The following is a 21198-nucleotide window of genomic DNA, read 5'->3' as shown; positions in this document are numbered from 1 at the left end:
ATGACTCAACATAGGCGAAATTTGCCGGTGAGGGCAGTGGCAATCACCGGCTAGATTTAGAGCTTTATTTTTTTAACAACTGGTCTCAAATTGCTTGACAGCTTCCGCGTTTATGGATCGCATCCACGCCTTTTTGCCGGGCTGGGATGTGCCGAAAATTGGTAAAGCGTTATTAACCGACCATTTTGGTTTGGTCAGTGACTTTCTGTCCGAGTGTTGGAGCCAGTTACGTAATCAAAGCCGGGTTAACCAACTTCAGGGAAGAGTATTTTTTGGCGGTTCCCTATCAGGAAGAGATACCAATGCGGTGAATAAAACCGCGAGCGGGTTACTGAAACTGCTCTATCCCGGAGAAGATTTGATTCCGGATGAAGATATTGAGTGGGCTGTCCATATTGCGATGGAAGCGAGGCGTCGCGTCAAGGAACAGCAGAAACGTATCGGTGCTGCAGAGTTTCGTAATACCCATTTCAGCTATGTGATGGGAACTGATGGCGTTGAGAAGTTTGTCTCTACACCGGAACTCCAGAGTGATAACAGTATTGGTGGTGATCCATTAGAACCGGGACAGGTTTGGTCTATCTCACCCGGAGGTGAAGATGATCATCCGGGTTTGTATCGTATCGAAGTGAATGAAGCCGACATTCCGCATACATTTCCAAGATTTGGCAATTTAATAAAATTTTGATTTTAAATAAAGAATAATATTAAGCAAAATTCATGCCTGTATTTGATGTTCTGCATACAAAATTTTCACTTGAGTATTTAGCCAACGCCCAGATTTGGTGAATTTTAATATAGCATCAGGTGTAGAATTGTATGTCAGTCCATGTAGAAACAGGTACCCCATTACATCCCAACCATTACGAAACCAAAACCCTAGACCATTTGGGTCTAGTATCCGCCATGATTGATGAATTAGGGTTGGTTGAGCAAATAGATGCCCTACTACCTAAAGATGAAGAGAAACAAACTATTTCCCACGGACAGGCTGTTAAAGCAATGATTTTGAACGGATTAGGGTTTGCTCATCGCGCACTCTATCTCACGCCTCTTTTTTTTCGGGATAAACCTGTCGATAGATTAATCGGAGAAGGAGTTACTGCTGATCAAATTAATGACGATGCTCTGGGGCGAGCCTTAGACGCTGTATATAACTATGGCATTGACTCACTCTATGGACAATTAGCTGTTAAAAGCGTTCATACACTCGGCTTAACGGGAGGTATCTACCACATGGATAGTAGTAGCTTTCATACTGATGGCAGATATAATAGCGAATGTCCTCCCCAAGAGGGTAGTGATATTATACATGTCACGAAAGGTTATAGTCGCGATCATCGTCCTGATTTAAATCAGGTTGTTTTACAATTAATTTGTGAAAATAAGTCGGGTATTCCGGTGCTCATGCAACCTCTCAGTGGTAACAGTAATGATAAGATTAACTTTAGGGATACAGTGACTAAGCATATAGCCCAATTAAAAAAGGACGTTGGGTTGGAATATTTAGTTGCCGATAGCGCGTTTTATACTCGAGAAACGCTCGAGTTAAGCCAAGATTTATTCTGGATATCTCGCGTTCCGGAGACATTGTCATTAGCTCTTTATTTTATTGAGTCACATGCTCCTTCTTTGATGGTGGATTTTAATCAAATGTCAATGATTGATTTGCCTTGTCAGTACGGAGATATTGATCAACGCTGGTTATTAGTCTATTCTCCTGAGGCGAGACAACGTTCGCTTAAAACTTGCAAAAAGCAGTTTCAGAAAGTAAGCGACAAAGAGATGAGAAATATTAACGCATTATTTCGTCAGGAATTTGCCTGTCAAGCCGATGCTGAGCAGTCCGTTGAAAAACTTCAAAAACAGCTAAAGCTGACGGAACTGACTGATATTGAATATAAAGAAGTCGCTCGTTATAGCAAAAAGGGGCGTCCGGCAAAGAATGCCAAACCTGATAAGATAGTCATTCAAGTTTCCGCTATATTATCATCTGACTCATCTCTATTTCAGAAAAAGATACAACAAAAAAGTTGCTTTATTATTGCCACCAATCAACTTGATTCTAATGAATTGCCGAATTCTAAGCTGTTGAAGATTTATAAAGAACAGCAAAAAGTAGAGCGTGGATTTCGGTTTCTAAAAGATCCATTATTTATGGCAACAACATTCTTTGTTAAATCTGAGGAAAGACTGATGGCAATCACAATGATTATGACTTTATGTCTTATGATTTATGCCGCTTTGGAGCATCGGATTAGACAAGCTCTTAGCCAATTTGATGAGTTTTTTCCTGACCAAGTCGGTGGGTTGACTAATAAACCGACAGCACGCTGGGTATTTCTCTATTTTAAAGGCATTCATGTTTTAGTCATTCGGAAATGTGAAGAGATGATACTGAACCTAAATGAGCACCAAAAAAAGTTACTGCTTTTGCTTGGAAAACGGTATATTGATGTTTATTCCTGATGTCCAAGTTTATGTGCGGAATGTCGGATGAAGGACCCGGTTCGGGATTAAAAATATTGAACAAACCCGTACCACCGGCTTTTAAAGAGAGTATGGGCTATGCTGAACAGAATCTATATGCTCGCTCAATGCAATTGGTCGGTGATAAAGATCCGCGTCACCACGAATTCACGGTTCAACTCAGGGCTTTTGATGCCTCAAAAGCAGGTGCCAAACTTGGGATTGCAGCATTAATAGCGCTTTCGACTTCATTACTCAAAAAGAGTGTACGAGGTGGGCTGATTATTGTTGGGGAGATTAATCTCGGTGGCTCAATAGAGCCTGTGCATAACCCGGTTACTATTGCCGAAATAGCCGTTGAAAAGGGTGCTTCAGCACTGTTAATGCCAGTGACCTGCCGCAGGCAGCTATTTGAACTATCGGATGATATGGCGACGAAAATTGATATTCAATTTTACTCTGATGCCAGGGATGCGCTTCTAAAAGCTATTGTGGAGTAGTCTATGGATACAGCCCAATACCACTATCCAAGAAGTGCAGGTGATTCAAATTTTCGGCACAACACCTACCTGCAGGAATCCTGGTTCGATTCCCAAATAAACAATCGAATTAAAACCCCCTCCCCTATCCAATTATTTATCTTAAAATTAATCAGTTATCATTAACCCTAATTTGCCCTCATGAGCCATCAAACCCTGATCTAACAAGTTGGATTCCAGTTGCCACCCCACCACCAGATAAATTACCTAACTAATCATATAGTTAGGTGTTTTTTTGGTAACTTCTCATTAACCGTTAGCAACAGCGGCATTTCTGATCGCATCAGCTAACGGGATTAATTTATTGGCGCCAGATATCCTGTCGTTCAGATAATCCCAAAACGAGATTCCGAGTTTTCGGCAGGTTTTCTTCAGGCTTGTAAAAGTATCCCGACAGCGGCGCCCGTTTTCGCTGCGGGTTGAACCGCTGATTTTTCGTCGGGTCACATATTCCCGGATTTCTCGCTCACTGAGGTTGTTGTGTAAGGGGATGTCGGGGCGCTCTAACACCCGAAATAACTCTGTTTTATTCGCTGCTAGCCGGCTCAGTGCGTTGTTCATCAACATATAGCTGGTTTTTGTTCGACACAGCTCATCAAAACATGCCAATATCTCTGTTTTAAAGGCCTCAGTCTGCAACAACGGGTCGGCCTTAAATCGTTTCAGGTCAGCATAGATATCCCAAATCACTCGGCGAACCCACTCTTGCTGCTTCGTATGTACATCGTTAAGAGGAAGCAGTTTAGTGATAACCCGCTCGGCATGAATCCAACACAACGCATGGTAAAACAGGTTAAACTGACCGGCATCATCGCTTGTCAGGGCGATATTCGTATCAAATCCTAAATCGACTAACCCACCGAGCAGAGCCCCTTCGGTCACTATCCGGATATGGCGTTGGTTTGTGATTCCCACTTTCCTCAGATGGATATGCCATGAGTCGCGGTCTGTGAATGTTTGACCTAATTTCAGCTGTTCTTGTTTTTTCTGCGGGAATTTTTGTCCGCTCATATAGGTCAACGCTTCAGAATTGAGGACATAGCGACACTCGCCTGCCTGCAACAGCGTCAAAAAATTGATCCGACTTTTACTCTCTGTACTCCCGAACCATGTAAACAGGTCATTGGTAATGACCGTGCAATAGCCATTTTTCCCATCGTGCCTCGCACCGGTATCATCGGTTTGCAGATAATCACAGACATCTATCCCAGCCTGTAACACACTAAGCGCTTCTTCATGAAAAGCCTCATGCCCTTCGGTTAAAAGCTGGCTCAGTTGTCCGGTGGAAAGCTGGAACCCTATTTCTGTCAGTTGTTGGTGAATTCGTGGCTGCGTCATGCAGCCGTGGTGGTTTTGGTAGAGCAGATAGCTTTTTAGAGTAGGGCCAAAATGACCTTTAACATCGTCAGGCAACTCGCCAATCGCCAATGAGCCATCCGGACGACGCCAAACCTCGCGCCGATAGCAGATCACATCGACCTCCATCAATAGCTCCTGAACCAGATAGTCGCTATGACTCACATGCTTCCATCCTGCCTCTTTCGGATCGTCAGGCAGATCGGGCGGGGCAAGCTCGCGAAGCGTTGTGACGACTAATTTATCTTTTTTGCTTCCTTTGGGACCTGAGTTGCGTTTTTTGCCACGACCCGATTTGTCCTGATTATCTTTTGACTCATTACCTTCTTCATCAGAGTTGGCATCACCGGATGAGTCGGCCTCATCCTGCTGATCTATTTTACTCGGTTTGATGGTCGGTTTTTGATTCAGATTCTTCAGACGAATAATCTCCGCTTCTAACTGCTCAATTCTCTCTTGTTGAGCAAGTAGCATGCTGAGTAATGTCTGTTCTGTATCGGTCACTGGTTCAGTTTGAATTTTGGCGAGTTGATGAATTTGATGGCATTAGTCTAGCAAAATCAGCGGCGAGAATGCTAACGGTTTATGAGGAGTTACGATAAATTCGGGTAAAGACTACTGTTACAAACAACCTTCACCGCTGTGACAACTCAGTAGCTAATTGAATATCTTCATGTCCGACTTCATCAGTTATCCAAAAACCACTACCGTAGCGCTCTTTTAAAAGTACAGCAAACGCTTCAAACTCTAACCCCGCTAAGCTGGCTGCGGCTGTGAAGCTCAGCTTATGGGCATGATAAAGCGCTGCAGCCATAAAGAAATTTACGGAATGTTGACCTAGCGGTTCCAGTATCTCTTCAAATTGATGATTCAGTGCTAACGACATAAAACTACCCCACCTTTTTTTCCAAAGTCACTTGTTCTGGCAGGCTTTGTTCGTCAATAACAACCGAATAATCGCTAAAAGATCGTGGTGGCTGGTTGTTAGCCGTTACTGTAATGAGGTCAAACAGCTGATGCGCCGGCGCATTACCTAATTTGCTCTCATGTTTGAACACAAAAAGACCACGACAGCTCATTTCACCACGAGCGGCAGAGCGGTCATGATCAAACATATTGATTAATGCCTGCCACAACAGCTCCAAATCCTCTGCGTCAAAGCCGGTTTGATCGGCCAAGTGGGCAGAAACAAAGCCGTGACAACGATAGAGAGCGTAGGGGATGGTGAATTTTCTGCCTTGTATTCCAATTTGTTCCTGAATGGACTTATTACCAGGTTTATCCGGATCTTTACGAGCAGCTACCACACTCAAAGAGTGTTCTGCTGTAACGACAGGATCAATAGAGCGGGAGAATGTTATCTGTACCGGCCCTCTAACCTGCCCTGCTTTTTTGGCAATATCACTTTTGTCATCTTCGTCATTTTTATCGCTGGTGGACATCACGGCACCGAAAGTGCGTACATCGAAAAAGTTGTCACATACCCATCTTTTGGCTAAATCTTCATGGTGTATTGATTTAATTAGTTTTTGCGCCTCTTTATAGGCTGTTTCATCGGCTCCTTTTTTTGGTTTTGGCACCCTCTTTGCCTCTTCCAATTGTTGCAGCTTCTCTGTTAACTCATCTGACTCAGTATAGGCTCTGGCATGTTGATTATTTAATATCGCTTTTTCAGTGACATATATTTCAAACGGTGCACTATTTTCTTTTGCAATTCCGACATAGTTACGCACCTTACGCTTCAAACAGACATCAGTAACCAGCCCCATCCCGGTTTCGGGATCTAACCGTGGCAGATTACCGGCATCGGGATCGCCGTTAGGATTGCCATCCTTAACATCAAACAGTAAAACAAATTCATAGCGGTTATTCAGACTCATGTTGACTCTCCTTGGAGGTGGTATTTTTGCTAAATAGATGTTGGCGCTGGTGGTAGTAACCGATAGCAAACAGCCCCTGATTTTCAAGATTCAGATGGGACGGGAACTGCTGGATTTTTGCCATCACTTCACCAATCCTTTTCTCCATCGACCCACGCCATTTAGGGTTTTCAATCTTTTTGAGATGATGGGTATGTAACCGCATCAGCGTGGCAAACACCGATTGCGGTGTGGTACTGGCACTGCTGTAGTAACGATCACGAATAGTAGCATTCAGCCCCGGATTAGCATCTTGCTGTAGCTTCTCTAACAGGGCAAACAGACGACCCAGCAGATAGCCGGGACGATCTTCTTCGGGATTTAGCGACACGGTCACCTCCTTGAAAGTGGGGTTATAACGATTTTGACGATTGAGCCACGCTTTAATGGCTGAAGTTCTAAGAAAATCTAAATTATCCTTAATTGCTTTCTCGTTTTTATCCTTTGGGCATTTTTCTATTTTCATTCTGTACAGCAATGCATTTACTAACGATATTGGTAATGGCTGATTTAGCAATATCGCTCGAAGTAGATCAGCAGGCAGTCGTGGTGAGAGGTGTTTATCCTCCCCTTTGAGTGCTGTTGCCCGCAGCAGCCTGATGAGTGGTGGGTAACCATAGTGATCCCGACCAACAATATCGAGATCATGAAACCACTGCGCCAAATTTTCGGCAAATTCGGCTACGGTGCCGTTTTGCCACAGCCGCACCATAATACGCGCCGAGTTGGGCGCCAGTGCTAACAGATAGAAGCGGTCCTGACCATCGGCTGCGGTGTAGGCGCCGTTATGAATGGTTTGAAACAGTGATTTAACCGCCTCGGTGCCGCTATCGGGATTATCGCTGTAACCAAAAATGGCGGAGAAAGTATTTTCGAGTGGAGTTCGTTTCTCTGACCAAAAAAGGTAGTCCATATCACCAATATGAAAACTATTTTGAGAATGACCACTTAACAAATGATTAAGTGCAGTTGAGTATTGAAAACTGGCTAACTCACCAATCGGAGAGTTATAGCTCTGAGATTTACCGAGTGACTCAAATGATTTTTGATTAAAAGATACGACTCTTGGAGTCTTCGGCTTGCTTTCCTGACTTCCTTTAACTTTTATAACGCTATGAATTCTAGCAATTTTGGCATTATCTCCTTTTAGCAAACAAAATCCGTCACTTTCTAATGCGGTTTCACTCTCAATATATCTAATTACATCATGAGATTGGCAAACAAGATGAGCACATCCAGCCAAACGAAATGCCAGCATCGTACCATCCTGTTTAACCACATCGTTCCAACTCTCGTGTTGTTTGAGTTTATCCAGATTTGCTTCATCTTGATAAAATCTAGCTAAAGATTTAACTCCTGAATCATTAAGCAATATTTTAGCAAGCTGATCTGTTTTAGCTTGAAAACCTGCTAATTGCTCCTTAGCTAATACAACATCTTTTTCAAGATAGCCTTTAGTTTTTTTATCACATTTAGCTTGCCCAGCCACATAACCAAAATGATCTATTGCTATTCCAGCAGTTAATCCACTACGCACCACCTCATCTTTCGCTTTTCGGGTCTGCGGTAATTTTGGCACTAAAAACTCTCTCACCACCTTCCGTTTTCCATCCATCTCACGAGTATCCTCTAATGAGATGAACTGGCCATTTTCGTCAATCACAATCACAAAGGGTATTTTCTTATTCTCAAAACCATATTTTGGTAATTCATCTCGCTTACGCTCATAATAGTCACACAATGCCTGCAGTATCATCCCCGTACCTCCTCACTATGGCGAGGCGGCACCTCAATCACACCGTTTTGCATCATGGCATTAAAAAAGAGCGGGGTCGGTTCTCTGCCACTGTGATCAATATCATAGAGCATCCATCCCAATGGTCGGCTTTCGTTAATCGCGGGTGTGGCTGGCTCCTCCTCAATCAGTTCAAACGAACAGGAAAATTCCCGACAGCCGAGATAGGGTTGGTTAAAACACTGCCCCTTTTGCGCCCGCCGCCGGAACATTTCGGCAAATTTGGCTTCACTATCTGTGGTTCCGGCTTTGTTAGTCATCATAAAATGGCCATGCAGGCGATAGCGCACATCGCGCAAAAACAGCCCTGCCCGCTGCTGGCGATCATCTTCAATTGAACAGTGCGGCATCGTACCTCCCTTCATCGCCTTGGTGACATTCATCATCGGTATCACACTGCTTAACTCATTGCGGCGCAAATTGATCCAGCGAATCGGTTGTAATACTTCAATACGATCAATTTGCCAGCTTATCGCCGGTTTCCAGAGTATCGCCTCAAAAATAGCCCGTGCCGCCGAAGGGGTAATTACATCGTAACTGACCCGTTCGACTTTCATCTCCGGACGGGTAAAACAGGCAAAATCACCCGCCACTTCCAGACAAAATCCCATGTTCACTCCTCAAATAATGCTCTCTTCTGCCGAGAGTTGCAGATCACCCAAATTCACACCCCAACTGATATCGTAATATTCGGCTAACAGCAACCGTTGCCCAGCCATCACTTCAATCACATTGTCATCCATTAACCGCTGAACCCATTTTTGCGGTAGTGTGACGCTATAACGCTGTAATTTACGGTAGATCCACTTTTGGCTGCTATCTTGCTCCAGCAGACTCAACCACTGATACACTGGCGACTCTTTTTTATCGCTACGGTAGGGGACGATAACACTCTCTCCCTCATTATCGATTAAACGAAATTTTTCTGCCGCCGTACGAAAAGCAATCGCAAGTGGTGCGTCCTGACTATGTTCTGGTGTGAGCAGTTTAAGGATGCCCTGTTTATCTCGTTCCCCTTTGCTGTTAAGCAGATCAAAATAGGCTGAAAAACTCTCTGGCGCTAATGGGTTGGTCAGTTTACCACTCTGCAACAGCTCTATAGTGACCTCTTCGCCCTGCTTTAACAGCCCCATTGGTGCAGCAGTCGGCGGTAGAAAGACCACCACCCGACCAGGTTGGGGTAATTTAGCTTCACGATTACAACGCCCTGCCGCCTGTGCAATCGAATCCAATCCCGCCATCGCCCGATAGACCACCGGAAAGTCGATATCGACACCAGCCTCAATAAGCTGTGTGGTGACGACCCTTAGTGGTGGATCATCTTGTTTCCAATTCAATAAAGATTTTTTAATTTCACCCAAAATAACACTACGATGTTCTGGACACATCTGTGCAGAAAGGTGATATTTCTGCCCTTCATCCGGTAGCAGTTCAAATAAAGTACGAGCATCATCACGACGATTAACCACCGCCAACACTAACGGCTCGGCGATTAATACCTCTGCAATGCCTTGCCAGCTCTGGCGTTTGGCATCTGGTTGTGGTAATTGAATTATAACCCGCTGTAGTTGATTTGCCAGCTCAGAGGGAGCATTGATGATTTCGCGTACATTACTCAGTCCTTCAAGTAGCGTTTGACCAAAGCTGTTCTGCTGCCTGCCTAACTCTGGCTGAGTCGCGGTACAGAGCACCCAGCTTACGCCAAAGTCATCCGCTAACTGCTGCATCACGGTAGTAATCGGCGCGTGAAAATCCCGAGGTAACTGCTGTACCTCATCCAGAATAATGATACTGTTAACCAGATTGTGTAGTTTACGACAACGGCTGGTACGACTGGCATGCAGTGACTCAAACAGCTGCACATTAGTCGTCACAATCAGGGGCGCATCCCAATTTTCCGCTGCTAAACGACTACGACCGCCCTCTTCACTCAACGGCAGATCCAAATTACTGTGGTGTTCTAAAACGGCATCATCACCCAGATAGCGACGAAAAACATCGGCATTTTGTTCAATAATTGAGGTAAACGGAATCGCATAGATAATGCGCCGTTTGTAATACTTTTTAGCGTGTTGTAGCGCAAACGCAAGACTGGAAAGAGTTTTACCGCCACCGGTTGGCACTGTCAGGCTAAATAATCCGGGTTCCCAATTTGCAGCGACAAGGCACTGTTGATAAATTTGGGATCGTATCGACGCTAAGGGCGAATCACCCTGTTTCGCTTGTAATTCCGCTATCGATGTATCAAAGCGACCACGCAACTCCTCCAGCGATGGCCAAGTATCTCGCTTCGACGCCCGTTCAGGACTCATATAGCGTTCAGTATCGAGAAAATCGGCATCAACCAGTGCCGAAAATAGTAAGCGCATCCACAGTGACCAGATCGATTTTGACGAATTGGTAAACTGCGGTAGGGATAGCTCTATACCACTCAGAATGTCGGCTGGAATATCAGCTCTCATCGCTTCCTGGTACTCCTGTTGCCCCTGTTTCAGCCGATAACCAAGACTCGCTTTACCACCATGCCAATCGGGTAATCCGGCATGGTGACCCGCTATCAGATAGGCAAGAATATGACCTAAACTATCGCCTTGTTGCTTAATCGCATGAATAGCACCCACAGTCGAGTGAGGCGCTTTATTAATATGTTCAAGATGGGCACTTTCAGCCTCATAGCCGGTTTGCAGACGAATATAGTCCTGAAACCGTTGCCGATATTTACCTAAATCGTGCCAGCGCCCAGCCAGCTCAGCCCACGCTTGAGCCTGAAATGGTGTTGAAACCTCAGCGGCTAGCTTTGCCGTTTCGATTAGATGTTCTTTAAGAGCGTGTGGTTTGATGACTGTTTCAGAATCATCACAACGAACATGCGCTATGCTCTCTAATTTCCCCATTGAAGTTCGCTACCCCTGCCAGATCAATCAATGCGACTTGGTTTTGTTGCCAAACTTTCCCTAAATACCCGATTTAACGCTTGGAGAATATTATCAGCACCACTTAGAGCCGGTCGCCCCAGCCCTTTAAACGAGTCACCATGTCGCTCTATTTCTGATTTAATAAATCGGTTTAGCGCCGGCATAGCCTCCCCTACCCCTAATTCCGGCGCATGGCGTTTATGTTCGATCAACGCTTCAATGTCAGATCTCACCCACTCAGGAGCCACGGCAGCAACCAGTGCTGCAAAAGCGACCGGAGGTGGAGTATGATTTTGTTCAATATAACGAATCGCTAACAGCGGGCGAATCACATAGAGATATTTCTTTAATCGCACCTGTTCACTCTGAAGATACTCCCGCCAATTCCCTTGTGCCATGTGGTGATAGTGGTAACAGAGCGCCACCGGGTTAAACGCGGTTTGCGCTAACTGGCGCAGCTGCTGTGCGGTATTGCCTTGCTCCACATAGACAACCGGGCTATTGAGCCACTCCAGCAGCGCACCATTGGTTCGGGTAAAAAGGTAGAGCGCTTTGCGTATATCCCAGCCGTTATAATCAATTTCATCAACAATCGGATATTCAATCACATCCCGCTGCCGCTCTACATCAAAAGTGAGATACCATTCAGTTCGATGGGCATAGATAAAACGCACATCGTAATCTGAGTCGGATGACTCAAAGCCCCATGCCCGGCTTCCCGATTCACAGGCATAGAGTATGGTAACTTGATGCTCTGCCTCGGCCGCGTGCAAACGGCGATGAATCTCACTCTCTATCTCCGGTTTAATCATGTGCCCCCCGTAACAACCGCTCCAGCTGCTTAATTTTACCCTTGCTAACCTCTGCCTGCGCTATCCACTGCTGCACTATGGCAATAAAACTATCGCTATCCTCCAGCACCTGTTCTATCTCGGCTTGAGCCAGACTCTCCAGTGGTTGCAGCGCCTCTTCGCACCACAACTGATAGAGGTAGGCTGCCAGCTGCTCCAACAGTGCCGTTTTAGTCAGGGTCGGATGGTCGCGTAGCCATTGTTCCAGAGTTAAGAGCAACTGCTCAACCGGTTCTGCTGGTTTCTCAGGCTTAATTTTATTCATTAATCGCGTAAAAAAGTCATCATCATCTTGCCTTACGGAGAACATCGCATTAGCCGATGCCGGAGTCGATGAACGGCGTAAAAAGGCAGGAGCAAAAAACAGCTTGCAGAACATCGAGTGAGTCATGGGTCATCTCTCCAACACAAGCAGAGGCCCTCACCCGACTACTGCCCCCATACCCGGCTGCTAACAGATGCGGCTGTTTCAGACTCTGCGGCAGCGTCTCAATCGCCTCTTCCCGCTGCAATACCGCAATCATGCTGGTCTCGGGGCCAATCAGTTGGTAAAACTGATCCCATTTAGCCCGCTGTTTACCCTGCCATAACGGGCTAAACGCAGCTGCCGCAAGGCGTTGCAGATCCCGATCATTAATGGCCGTTTCGGCTGCCTTGTTAAGATGCGGCAGAGCCGGATCGGATGGAGCAAAGGGTAAACCGCTCTGGTGCACGGTAGCCGAGGTGACCGGACGACAGGCGCGGTAGGTTTGACGCTCTATCACTTCGGTCATATTTTCCCTGAGGTTGACCAGCTCACAACAGCCGCCACTCTGCTCCGCGAGTGAGCGAACTAACGATTCACTCACGGCGCTACCAATACCGATAGTGTAAAAGCGTGCGGCTTCGGTTTTAGCCCGTTCAAGCATCGCCTCCTCGCCCCAGACTTCGCCATCGGTTAGCAGCACAATGCGTGAGGGATTTTGTTGCTGTTGGCGGTAGATCTCGTCTAATGCGCGGTGTAGTTCAGTTCCACCTAAATCGGCCTCGAGGTTAGGCACCCAGCGTAGCGCCGCTTTGCGCCATCGGGGAGTTACATTGAGTGGTTGGCGGCTATAGCGACGGGTCGTCGAACCAAACGCAAGCAGGTTCACCCGCTGTTCGGATGGCAGGTGGTCGATGATTTGGCTCAGTGCCTTTTTTGCGGTCGCTATCGAATCCCCTGCCATTGAGCCGGAGCAGTCAACCACTAACCAGAGAGTCTCATCCAACGGTTGGGTTGAGACGGTATCGCCCGGTTCGATCACCCAGCGTGAGATTTGAAAATAGCCGTTCTCACCGTCGGTTATCGGTAGCAGACGATTCGCAGGGGGCTGTTCGGCCTGTAGTGTAAAGATAATATCGCGATCCGGTTCTGCCCCTGCTGCTAGGCAATACCCCGACTCATCCGGCTCTAACCGGTGGCTCGGGCTGCGCCACTCACCATGCAGTTGTGCCAGCGGCTCCGGTTGTAGCCGACAGCTCAACGGAATGGTCGCCGCCACCGCGATGTCAGGAATAAACTCATCGGTGACAGTTGTCCGACCAAATTTGGGCGCAATGGTGGTCGGGATGTAGAGGCATAAGGTATGGCCTTGCCACAAGCTGCGGTGTATCCAACGGTAGGTCAGTGTCAGCTGCTCCCCTGCTGCTAAATTCCCTAATGAGAGCCCCCATAATCCCGCTTCAAGCTGTTGCAGATGAATAGCGCTATTGCCGTCACTTATCGCCTGTTCATAGCGTTCTTCTGCCACCGCTTTGACTTTAACTTCAGCCTGCAACCGCTTCTCGCCTAACTGACCAGTAAGCTCCAGCAGCACAGCATTGCGCGGTAGTGGTAGGGTGTAGTGGATCTCCACCGCGTGGTCGTGGCTATTTTTCCATGTCTGGATCGTTTCAACCCGATAGGCGATATCAATACCTTCGCCAAAAAAATGAGGAGGGCGAGGGGCTAAGGTGATAAGCTTAAGTGACCAAACAACAAGCGAACACCGGAGCCCCAGCCCATGCCAGACATTATGCTACTTTTAACCTGTTTAAGCTACGAGTTAGGAAAAACAAATCAGCGTTGTTTAGTTCGAATCGCTGAAGCGATGCTGTCGATGACAGGCCGAGTCACCATGTTGGGACTTTCGCGTTAGAGCGGTCGAGGGGGGAGTTATCGTACACTTCAGCGTTTTTTTCATAGCACGATTAATTGGCCACAACTGAATTGGTCGCTGTTTCAGAGCCATCTTTTAGGAGAGGATACCGAATGGGTGATGGCTGCGGATGAGGTTGTGGTCACGAAATCGGGTAAAAAAACATATGGCTTGGAACGATTTTTTTCTTCAATATATGGCAAGACGGTACCCGGATTGTGCTTTTTCAGTCTATCGCTTATTAATGTAAAGCGACGCAGTTCGCACCCGATGCTGCTAGAGCCGATTATAAAAGAGGCAGCGGCGAGTTGTCCTAAAGGAACGAGTAGCGTTAAAGAAAAAAAGAGTGGTCGTCCGAAAGGGAGTAGCAATCGAAACCTTAAAGAAGTCGAGTTATCTCCTTATTTGCAGTTTGCAAAAGGATTGATAAATCAGGTATTAACGCGGATCAATGGCCGGGTTTTAATCCGCTATTTTGTTTTCGATGGCGCATTTGGACACAATAACGCCCTGCAAATGGTTCAACAATTGAAATTACACCTCATCTCAAAGCTACGCTGCAATTCAGCACTTTATCTCCCCTATGACAGTCCCTACAGTGGCCGAGGCCGACGACGCAAATAGGGTGAACGGCTTGGTTATCGCAACCTGCCACAAGCCTATCTCAAAAACACATCGACTGAAGACCATATTCGAACGGACATCTATCAGATGCCTGTTTTCCACAAGACATTTGCCGATTTACTGAATGTTGTAATCATTGTCAAAACGAATCAAATGAGTGGTGCACACTCTCATGTCATTCTCTTCAGCAGTGATGTGGAATTAGGCTATGAGAAGTTGGTTGACTACTACCGACTCAGATTCCAAATTGAGTTCAATTTTAGGGATGCCAAGCAGTACTGGGGACTGGAAGATTTTATGGCCGTCAAACAAACCCCAGTTTACAACAGTGCTAATCTTGCGATGCTGATGGTTAACCTCTCTTATATATTACGCCAGTCCATGCGTGAAGAGTGTCCAGACTTCAGTGTGAACGATCTCAAAGCGCAGTTCAGAGGGCGCCAATATGTCTTGGAAGCTTTAAAATTGCTTCCACAAATGCCGGATGCGGTTATTATTGACCAAATTATTCAGCAGGCGGCTAATAGAGGCCGTATTAATCAGATACCTAAGGCTGCCTAGCATGAATAATTTTGGCGAAGGTATTGAGATCAATCATGCCGTGAATATGGCGGGGGGAGTACTCAATACGGCAGCAGTCGAAGGTTACAGGGAGCGATACCGGCAAATACTGAAGAGGGGTGAGAACGAAACACCCCCTCCGGATGAGTCTCAACGAAAAAAAGGGCAGCGAGGACGGTTAAAGCGTTCTAAATCCAGAAACTTACTGGAACGCCTGTTGGCGTACGAGGAGGATGTCCTGCGCTTCATGGATACAGTGCTATATTCAAGCACCCCATACCGTAATGGTTTGCTGCCCGTTACTGCGCTGCTGTTGCCAGATTTTCTTGTCCCAGGGGGTATCGGGATTGCGGTTAAATATCATCAAATGGCACTCTCCGGCATCGGCTTTATCCGCATAGTCGAGGGTCTGTTCGATGCCTTCGGTGATGATCTGTTCCAGTTCGCCGCGTAAGATTTTTAGTTCAATCACAATGCGCTGTATGTCGCCAAAATAGCCCTGCGCTGTGGTTGGCCACTCGATAATCAGGTCGGTACGGCGTCGGCCGAGGGCGTATTCACGGTTGAGGCGACCGCCGCCGTTGATAATGCGTTGCAAGAAGGCTTGCAGTAGTAGTTGCGGTCCTGCCTCTTTGTAGTCGAAGCGCTCTATCCAGCTCTCTGCATTTTCGCGAAAGAAGTGTTGAAACGCTTGCAGCAGTTTGACCATGTTCAGGCGGTTGTCGCCGGTGAGGTACCACTGCTGTTCCTGATTAGCTATCGATGCCTGTAGGCCGTAGGTGAGTTCACGCGGCAGTATCTCACGGTAGATACGGTTGCTGATGGCCAGATGGGGTCGGGTACGAATCAGCCCTAAATCTTGACAATATTGCAAGTCACTGTCGTGCTGTTCGATACTCTCTCCGGTCAGTATCGGTGCGATGACCCGATGCACTCGTTCTTCACGCAGTTTGTCAGCCAGTTGATCGAGGTGGGTGGCACGGGATTGAATCAGCCGTTCGCGGGCGGCATAGTAGTGTTGCAGGGTGACGGGGCGACTGCGGTCGCGCAGTTCGCGCTCTTCCCAGGTCATTTGATAAGCTAAGGCATTGACCAGCCACGGTTGGCCATGGGTATCGGGCCAGAGCTGGTCAAAGATTGCGTTGTCAAAAGATTGGCCGGTCGCTTCAGTGTGTTGCTGATAGAGGGTTTTGATCTCCTGCTGAGTGAAATTACCCATCGTCAGCGATTTGGCTTTAATGTTAAAGGCACTGCCGCCGGTGATAATCTCGCCATTGCCCTGATGGATACGGTAGTCTTTAATATCTCTCACACCACAAAGTATCACGCTATGGGGAAAGGCGTGCGGGCGCTGGCTGTAGCCGGCGCGTAGTTGGCGTAGTAACGAAATGAGGGTGTCACCAATCAGGGCATCGACCTCATCGAGAAGGAGTACGATGGGTTTGGTACTGTTAATTGCCCACCAACTAAGTAGCTGACTTAACCGCTGTTGCGGTTCAATTGTACTCAATTTATCTCTGATTTCACCCCATGGTAGCGGTTCGTTAAAAAAGAGCTCGCCGCTTTGCATTAGGGTGTCGCAAATAATGCGATTACCTTTGTCGGCATCGTTGCGTGCCGTTTGGGCTGCTTCAATATTGGCATAGAGGGCGTGGTAATCTCCCTGCTGGTTCAATCGTTCCACCATCGCCAGCATGGCGGTGGTTTTACCGGTTTGGCGCGGGGCGTGGAGCAGAAAATATTTTTGCTGTTGAAGCAGGTGCTCTATCTCCGGCCACTCTATCCGACCCAATGGCGGCATAATATAGTGCATGGATGGGTTGACCGGCCCTTCGGTGTTGAAGAATTTTTCCATGGGTTAAAGCCTTAAATCAAAAAAGTAAAATCACTGTCCGCCACGAACCAACCGAGCGCATCGCACATGATAGTGGGTTTGGGTAACCCAGGATGGCGCAGACGCAGAATCTCATCGATCAACTCTCCGGCATGGCCAATATCGGTCTGGTAGAGCACGATTTGTTGGCCACTCTCCAGTGTCGCGATTACGCCGGAAGTGAAGGTGCCGCTGCGGGATTTAAGTTGACCGCTCCGTCTGTCAGGCTTCAGAATCGTGCCCTGATTCAAAATCCGGTTGGGTGTATCATCCAGATTGAAGTGGGGCGCATCAGCAGCCCGTTGTTTGAGTGCCTTAAATACCACGAAGCCATCATTGGCGACAGACTGGGTCTGGTCATAGAGTGACGACGCAGTCAGTGGCACCCCTAATATCTGCTGCAGCGTCTGCTGCCGGTGAAGCGGCAGACCGGCAAAGTGGCGGTGAAGCGCGATAATAGCCCGGGCGCTGTAGCCATAGAGCTGATTCATGCCGCCATCTTGCTGAAAATCGTCTGTAGGGGTCGCGGTAAAGTAGGCGCCACAGCTATTGCAGCGCAGCCGCTCGAAAATATGTTCGACCGCACTTAAAGGGGGCTCGCCCTGAATCCGTACCCGTATCACCGGCTGATAGATGTAGAGCCGGCCATGACCGCATTCTGGGCAGAGCTGTCCCGCCTTCAGCTCATCATGGTTGTGATGGCACTGCAACCGAATCACCCGCTCTGCTTTTTGAGTCGATGGCTTTTTCTTCGGCTTGCCTGATGCGGTTGACTCGCTGTTACCGTCGGGTTTTGAAGTAGCTGCATCGCTCTTTTGGGTACCATCCGAGTCGTTTGACGCATCGCCATCAGGAATAACCGCAGAGCGTTTCTCTGAGCTGCTGATTATCCCAGCCAGTTTACGCCATTTGTGTATCGTGACATCTTTCAGAGACAATGAGATCTGTCGCTCTGTGACCATTAACAAAACCCCCAACAGTAGCTGCATATCGGCTTTAGAGAGGGCCAAATCTTCTGCAATGGCTCTCTCAACACGCTCAATCAGCTCGTCAATCTCGGTTTTACTCAATGTTTTAAACTCTGTCATGGCACTATCTTACCAAATTTGAGAGGAGTTGGCGTAATTGTTGTGCCTTAATCGCACTTATCGGCTCTGCCGGGCGAGGCCAACCCCGGTATTTGCCTTTGGAGAGGCGTTTGGTCATCAGCCAGTAGCCATTGTTCTCATAGACCAGCAGGCGAATCATCGTTTTGGAGCGGTTAATAAAGGCAAACACGGTGCCCGAGCGCGGCTGTTGGCCGAGTTGGTGTTGGCACAGCGCGACAAAGCCGTCGATGCCACGGCGAAAATCAGCCGGTGCTGTCGCTATCATCACCGGAGTCTGTTCTGTGAGGTAGATCATGAGTTAGCTCCCATCTGACTGAGCAGGGGCAGTAGTTGCCGCCATTGTTCCGGTGATAACTCGCCCTCCACACTCAATGGTCGACCGGTAGTGGTTTCGGTCGTCCATTTGAGAGCCAGAAGAGGTTCGCTAGTCGGCTCTGACGGCTCAAGCGCGATGAATCCCGGGATGGTGTCGTTCTCCTCCCGGCTCTTCTTCCAGCTGCTGAGTTGACGGTAATTGATGCGCAGCGCTTTGAGTATGTGGCTCACCGGGTAGTGGCCTATTAACGCTACGGTTTGTTGTTGCAGCGCCTCGGGAATTCGGCTTCGCGCGCTCTTTTCTGGGTTCTCCCGCCAATCTTTAAAGGCCTGTGATACGGCTACCAGGGTGGGGTTCGGCATCTCTGTTCTCCTCTGTGGTTCATCAGGGGAGTAGTGAAACAAATTTTTCGGGGCTTTTTACGCTATGGTGGCGTAAGGTTACGCTGCATCAATTGACCAATTCTCTTCATAGTTAATTCAGGTAGTGTCACCCCCCACTTCTGGTCGTGTTGCGGTGTCAGTCGCTGTACCGTCCCACACTCTCCAAGGAGATTTGTCCCGCCCTTTTTTAGATGAGACAGAAGCAAAGTCCCACGCTAAAACAGAGCACACCTCACCCCAAAACAAAACGGGACAAATCCATCACAGACTCGTCCCGCTCTATTTGTGGTTGGCCGCGTTACCCACAACCCGCTCCCCTTACGATATATAAGGGTCTTCAGGGGAGCGAATTGTGGATAACGCTAGATTGCCCCTAACGCAACTCCTCAATAGCGGCCTGGATTAACTCATCGGGTAGATGATTCATCCCTTTTTCCGCTGCCAGATTTAACGAGGTTTTCAATAAACGGGCGGCCCGGCGGGGGATCCCTCCCGACGCTTGGTGTAGCAACTCTATTCCCGAATCGGAGAGCAGGGTCTGAGACGCACCGGCACTTTCAAAAGCGTGTTCAATGAGCTGCCGGAATAGCTGGCGTTCAGTCACCGGTTTAAGCTGTAACCGCACATGGATCCGACTGTTTAAAGCATTATAGGGTTGTCGCTCCAGCAAAGTCGCCAGATAGGGGTGACCGACAAACCAAACGGTTAACAGCTCTTTCGAATCAAAGGCAAAGTTAATGTAGGCCGGAAAATCGTGGAAAAAAGCAGTGGGCAGATTTTGTGCTTCATCGATAATCCAGATCGGTAACAGCGCCTGATGGGTCGTGAGCTCTTCAATTCGTTGCTTAATATCACGCCACAATTGGGCACGGCGATATGCCGGCTCCAGTCCGAGCTCTAGTGCCAGCGCCCGATAGATATCGACCCGGCCAAAATCGGTTTCGGCCAGATAGATAAGCTGATCAGTCACCACTGAAACCGGTTTTTCAGCCGCTTGTGCGTCTCATCCTGCCACAAGTTTTCTTGACGTTGATCGAGCGGAAAGTGTTTGAATCCAAAGTGATGTAAGGTACGCATTAGGACTCCCCTCCGTAGTGGCGTTGTGCGGCCAGATCGACCGGTGAGGGGCCGCTACTGTGGTTCTCAGCGACGGCTTCACTTTTACGCTGGCGGCGACGGCAAGGGTTATAAGCCCCTTGACTCTCCAACCCTCGATCTGGATAGCGAAAATAGACGCCATGGCTCCACAGTTGTGTTTTGCCACAGTGCGGGCAGTCATCCGGACGATAACGCTCCGGATCGGCCTGAAGTTGCTGATGGTGTTGCTCAAGAGTGGTGATATTGGGCACAATACGCGACATGGGTACTCCTTTCGGTTGCGTGCGATGACGGCAAATTGTCACATTTTACCGCAGGGAGATACCCTCTGTTTTTCTTCTTTCCGTCCCAGACTGCTAGCAAGTGAATTGAAAAAGAACCTCTTTGTCAGAGCGGGTCATTTCGGCTGTAGTGCCCTTTGATTTTGTGGGTCGTTACACCATGGTTGGTCATCTTTTGTCAGATGAGCAAAGAGGATATGACCACCGGTAGCAAAGTTCTGATTTTCAATCTGCTGTTTCAAGCGGTTCATGATTTGATTGGTCAGAGGGATAAACAGGTTTTCTGCTGGCTTGTCCAGATAGTTTTTTAGCCACTGCTGTACCGGATAGTTATCGGTATCACCATCGAATGAGCCAAAAGTTTTACCGGTTTTGTAGGCTTTCCAGACATAATCCAACAGATCAATGACTAGCTCATCATCGTGGGATAATTCGGTTTTTCGTGGGGTGATTATTGCAATAGGTGCTGGTTGACCCTGTTCTCTTTGCCCTTTTTCGATTTTGTGAACAATAATAGCGTGAATATCCATCTGCATAACTCCTGTTCTGGTGTTAAACCCAGTTCTCCACCCTCAATTGAGGTACCCGATTAAACTCACTACTATTGTTGGTGATCAGCGTTGCTTGCAATCGACGAGCATGCGCTGCAATCAGCAGATCGTTGTTGCCAATCGGATTACCTTGTCGTTTTAAGTAGCTGCGAATCTCACCATAATGGCGGCTACAGAGCGCATCCCATGGCTCAATCACCAGATTATCGGTAAAGAGTTGTAGCTGATGGTAGCGCTGTTTCTGTAGATGCTCTGCGCCATTTTCAATGCCATAGCAGAGTTCCGCATGGGTAATTGCTGAGATACAGAGATCTTTAGCCAGATTAAATTTGTCCCGTAGTTCGGGAGTCCTTTGCTTCATGACATAGATACAGATGTTGGTATCGAGCATGATCATGG

General features: G+C 47.6%; 18 protein-coding genes and 3 pseudogenes. 4 read left to right on the top strand and 17 right to left on the bottom strand.

What is annotated here, in order from left to right; translation table 11 throughout:
- Window positions 1-103: 103 nt before the first annotated feature.
- The 3 genes and pseudogenes from D5085_07705 to D5085_07695 all read left to right on the top strand — a co-directional run bounded on the left by D5085_07705 (window position 104) and on the right by D5085_07695 (window position 2969).
- A pseudogene (locus tag D5085_07705) lies at window positions 104-637 on the top strand (peptidase).
- A gap of 182 nt (window positions 638-819) precedes the next feature.
- Window positions 820-2469 carry an IS1634 family transposase gene (locus D5085_07700; GenBank protein ID QEP43011.1) on the top strand — a complete coding sequence of 550 codons (1650 nt, stop codon included), beginning with the start codon at window positions 820-822 and terminating at the stop codon, window positions 2467-2469.
- Between the two features lie 23 nt (window positions 2470-2492).
- A pseudogene (locus D5085_07695) lies at window positions 2493-2969 on the top strand (peptidase).
- A 288-nt stretch (window positions 2970-3257) separates the two neighbouring features.
- On the opposite strand, the gene D5085_07690 reads toward D5085_07695, so the two are convergent.
- The 9 genes from D5085_07690 to D5085_07650 all read right to left on the bottom strand — a co-directional run bounded on the left by D5085_07690 (window position 3258) and on the right by D5085_07650 (window position 13721).
- Window positions 3258-4529 carry a transposase gene (locus D5085_07690; protein ID QEP45092.1) on the bottom strand — a complete coding sequence of 424 codons (1272 nt, stop codon included), beginning with the start codon at window positions 4527-4529 and terminating at the stop codon, window positions 3258-3260.
- A gap of 469 nt (window positions 4530-4998) precedes the next feature.
- Window positions 4999-5250: a hypothetical protein gene (locus D5085_07685; GenBank protein ID QEP43010.1), complete on the bottom strand. Its 252-nt coding sequence runs from the start codon at window positions 5248-5250 to the stop codon at window positions 4999-5001.
- Between the two features lie 4 nt (window positions 5251-5254).
- A complete protein-coding gene (cas7c, locus tag D5085_07680; GenBank protein QEP43009.1) occupies window positions 5255-6244 on the bottom strand; it encodes a type I-C CRISPR-associated protein Cas7/Csd2 in 990 nt (329 codons plus the stop codon).
- Window positions 6231-8039, bottom strand: a complete 1809-nt coding sequence (gene cas8c / locus D5085_07675; protein ID QEP43008.1) for a type I-C CRISPR-associated protein Cas8c/Csd1 — start codon at window positions 8037-8039, stop codon at window positions 6231-6233. The genes cas7c and cas8c overlap by 14 nt, the downstream gene beginning before the upstream one ends.
- Entirely contained in the window at window positions 8036-8689 is a 654-nt protein-coding gene (gene cas5c / locus D5085_07670) for a type I-C CRISPR-associated protein Cas5 (GenBank protein QEP43007.1), read from the bottom strand. Before cas5c ends, cas8c begins: the two co-directional genes overlap by 4 nt.
- 9 nt (window positions 8690-8698) lie before the next feature.
- Window positions 8699-10972, bottom strand: coding sequence for a CRISPR-associated helicase Cas3' (gene cas3, locus D5085_07665; GenBank protein ID QEP43006.1), 2274 nt, complete (start codon window positions 10970-10972; stop codon window positions 8699-8701).
- 23 nt (window positions 10973-10995) lie between these two features.
- Complete coding sequence (locus tag D5085_07660; protein QEP43005.1) at window positions 10996-11805, bottom strand: nucleotidyltransferase domain-containing protein; 810 nt, start codon at window positions 11803-11805, stop codon at window positions 10996-10998.
- Window positions 11798-12109 (bottom strand): hypothetical protein, encoded by a 312-nt coding sequence (locus tag D5085_07655; GenBank protein ID QEP43004.1) that lies wholly within the window; start codon window positions 12107-12109, stop codon window positions 11798-11800. Before D5085_07655 ends, D5085_07660 begins: the two co-directional genes overlap by 8 nt.
- A gap of 49 nt (window positions 12110-12158) precedes the next feature.
- Window positions 12159-13721 carry a VWA domain-containing protein gene (locus D5085_07650; protein ID QEP43003.1) on the bottom strand — a complete coding sequence of 521 codons (1563 nt, stop codon included), beginning with the start codon at window positions 13719-13721 and terminating at the stop codon, window positions 12159-12161.
- Between the two features lie 147 nt (window positions 13722-13868).
- On the opposite strand from D5085_07650, the pseudogene D5085_07645 reads away from it, so the two are divergent.
- Window positions 13869-15188: pseudogene (locus D5085_07645) on the top strand (IS701 family transposase).
- A 265-nt stretch (window positions 15189-15453) separates the two neighbouring features.
- Here the strand turns inward: D5085_07645 and D5085_07640 are convergent.
- From D5085_07640 to D5085_07605, 8 genes are all read right to left on the bottom strand, one after another.
- Entirely contained in the window at window positions 15454-17043 is a 1590-nt protein-coding gene (locus D5085_07640; protein ID QEP43002.1) for an AAA family ATPase, read from the bottom strand.
- Window positions 17044-17054: 11 nt separating this feature from the next.
- Window positions 17055-18149, bottom strand: a complete 1095-nt coding sequence (locus D5085_07635; protein QEP43001.1) for a hypothetical protein — start codon at window positions 18147-18149, stop codon at window positions 17055-17057.
- Window positions 18150-18153: 4 nt separating this feature from the next.
- On the bottom strand, window positions 18154-18465 hold the full coding sequence (locus D5085_07630) for a transposase (GenBank protein QEP43000.1): 312 nt from the start codon (window positions 18463-18465) through the stop codon (window positions 18154-18156).
- The gene (locus D5085_07625) at window positions 18462-18848 is read right to left on the bottom strand and encodes a hypothetical protein (protein ID QEP42999.1); all 387 of its coding nucleotides are present in this window, start codon (window positions 18846-18848) and stop codon (window positions 18462-18464) included. The genes D5085_07630 and D5085_07625 overlap by 4 nt, the downstream gene beginning before the upstream one ends.
- 394 nt (window positions 18849-19242) lie before the next feature.
- Window positions 19243-19842, bottom strand: coding sequence for an AAA family ATPase (locus D5085_07620; protein ID QEP42998.1), 600 nt, complete (start codon window positions 19840-19842; stop codon window positions 19243-19245).
- Between the two features lie 103 nt (window positions 19843-19945).
- The gene (locus tag D5085_07615; protein ID QEP42997.1) at window positions 19946-20230 is read right to left on the bottom strand and encodes a hypothetical protein; all 285 of its coding nucleotides are present in this window, start codon (window positions 20228-20230) and stop codon (window positions 19946-19948) included.
- A gap of 134 nt (window positions 20231-20364) precedes the next feature.
- Window positions 20365-20784 carry a hypothetical protein gene (locus D5085_07610; GenBank protein ID QEP42996.1) on the bottom strand — a complete coding sequence of 140 codons (420 nt, stop codon included), beginning with the start codon at window positions 20782-20784 and terminating at the stop codon, window positions 20365-20367.
- A gap of 16 nt (window positions 20785-20800) precedes the next feature.
- Window positions 20801-21196 carry a type II toxin-antitoxin system VapC family toxin gene (locus D5085_07605; protein ID QEP42995.1) on the bottom strand — a complete coding sequence of 132 codons (396 nt, stop codon included), beginning with the start codon at window positions 21194-21196 and terminating at the stop codon, window positions 20801-20803.
- Window positions 21197-21198 lie beyond the last annotated feature (2 nt).

It is taken from the genome of Ectothiorhodospiraceae bacterium BW-2 (genome assembly GCA_008375315.1).
Lineage (GTDB): Bacteria > Pseudomonadota > Gammaproteobacteria > Thiohalomonadales > Thiohalomonadaceae > BW-2.
Note: the sequence above shows the minus strand (reverse complement) of the source record. Positions and strands in the feature narration are given on the sequence as shown.

Bases quoted from the DNA above. Each gene is read 5' to 3' on its own strand.
- D5085_07700 (QEP43011.1), top strand. From the start codon at position 820: ATGTCAGTCCATGTAGAAACAGGTACCCCATTACATCCCAACCATTAC.
- D5085_07685 (QEP43010.1), bottom strand. From the start codon at position 5,250: ATGTCGTTAGCACTGAATCATCAATTTGAAGAGATACTGGAACCGCTA.
- cas7c (QEP43009.1), bottom strand. From the start codon at position 6,244: ATGAGTCTGAATAACCGCTATGAATTTGTTTTACTGTTTGATGTTAAG.
- cas8c (QEP43008.1), bottom strand. From the start codon at position 8,039: ATGATACTGCAGGCATTGTGTGACTATTATGAGCGTAAGCGAGATGAA.
- cas5c (QEP43007.1), bottom strand. From the start codon at position 8,689: ATGGGATTTTGTCTGGAAGTGGCGGGTGATTTTGCCTGTTTTACCCGT.
- cas3 (QEP43006.1), bottom strand. From the start codon at position 10,972: ATGGGGAAATTAGAGAGCATAGCGCATGTTCGTTGTGATGATTCTGAA.
- D5085_07660 (QEP43005.1), bottom strand. From the start codon at position 11,805: ATGATTAAACCGGAGATAGAGAGTGAGATTCATCGCCGTTTGCACGCG.
- D5085_07655 (QEP43004.1), bottom strand. From the start codon at position 12,109: ATGAATAAAATTAAGCCTGAGAAACCAGCAGAACCGGTTGAGCAGTTG.
- D5085_07640 (QEP43002.1), bottom strand. From the start codon at position 17,043: ATGGAAAAATTCTTCAACACCGAAGGGCCGGTCAACCCATCCATGCAC.
- D5085_07635 (QEP43001.1), bottom strand. From the start codon at position 18,149: ATGACAGAGTTTAAAACATTGAGTAAAACCGAGATTGACGAGCTGATT.
- D5085_07630 (QEP43000.1), bottom strand. From the start codon at position 18,465: ATGATCTACCTCACAGAACAGACTCCGGTGATGATAGCGACAGCACCG.
- D5085_07625 (QEP42999.1), bottom strand. From the start codon at position 18,848: ATGCCGAACCCCACCCTGGTAGCCGTATCACAGGCCTTTAAAGATTGG.
- D5085_07615 (QEP42997.1), bottom strand. From the start codon at position 20,230: ATGTCGCGTATTGTGCCCAATATCACCACTCTTGAGCAACACCATCAG.
- D5085_07610 (QEP42996.1), bottom strand. From the start codon at position 20,784: ATGCAGATGGATATTCACGCTATTATTGTTCACAAAATCGAAAAAGGG.
- D5085_07605 (QEP42995.1), bottom strand. From the start codon at position 21,196: ATGATCATGCTCGATACCAACATCTGTATCTATGTCATGAAGCAAAGG.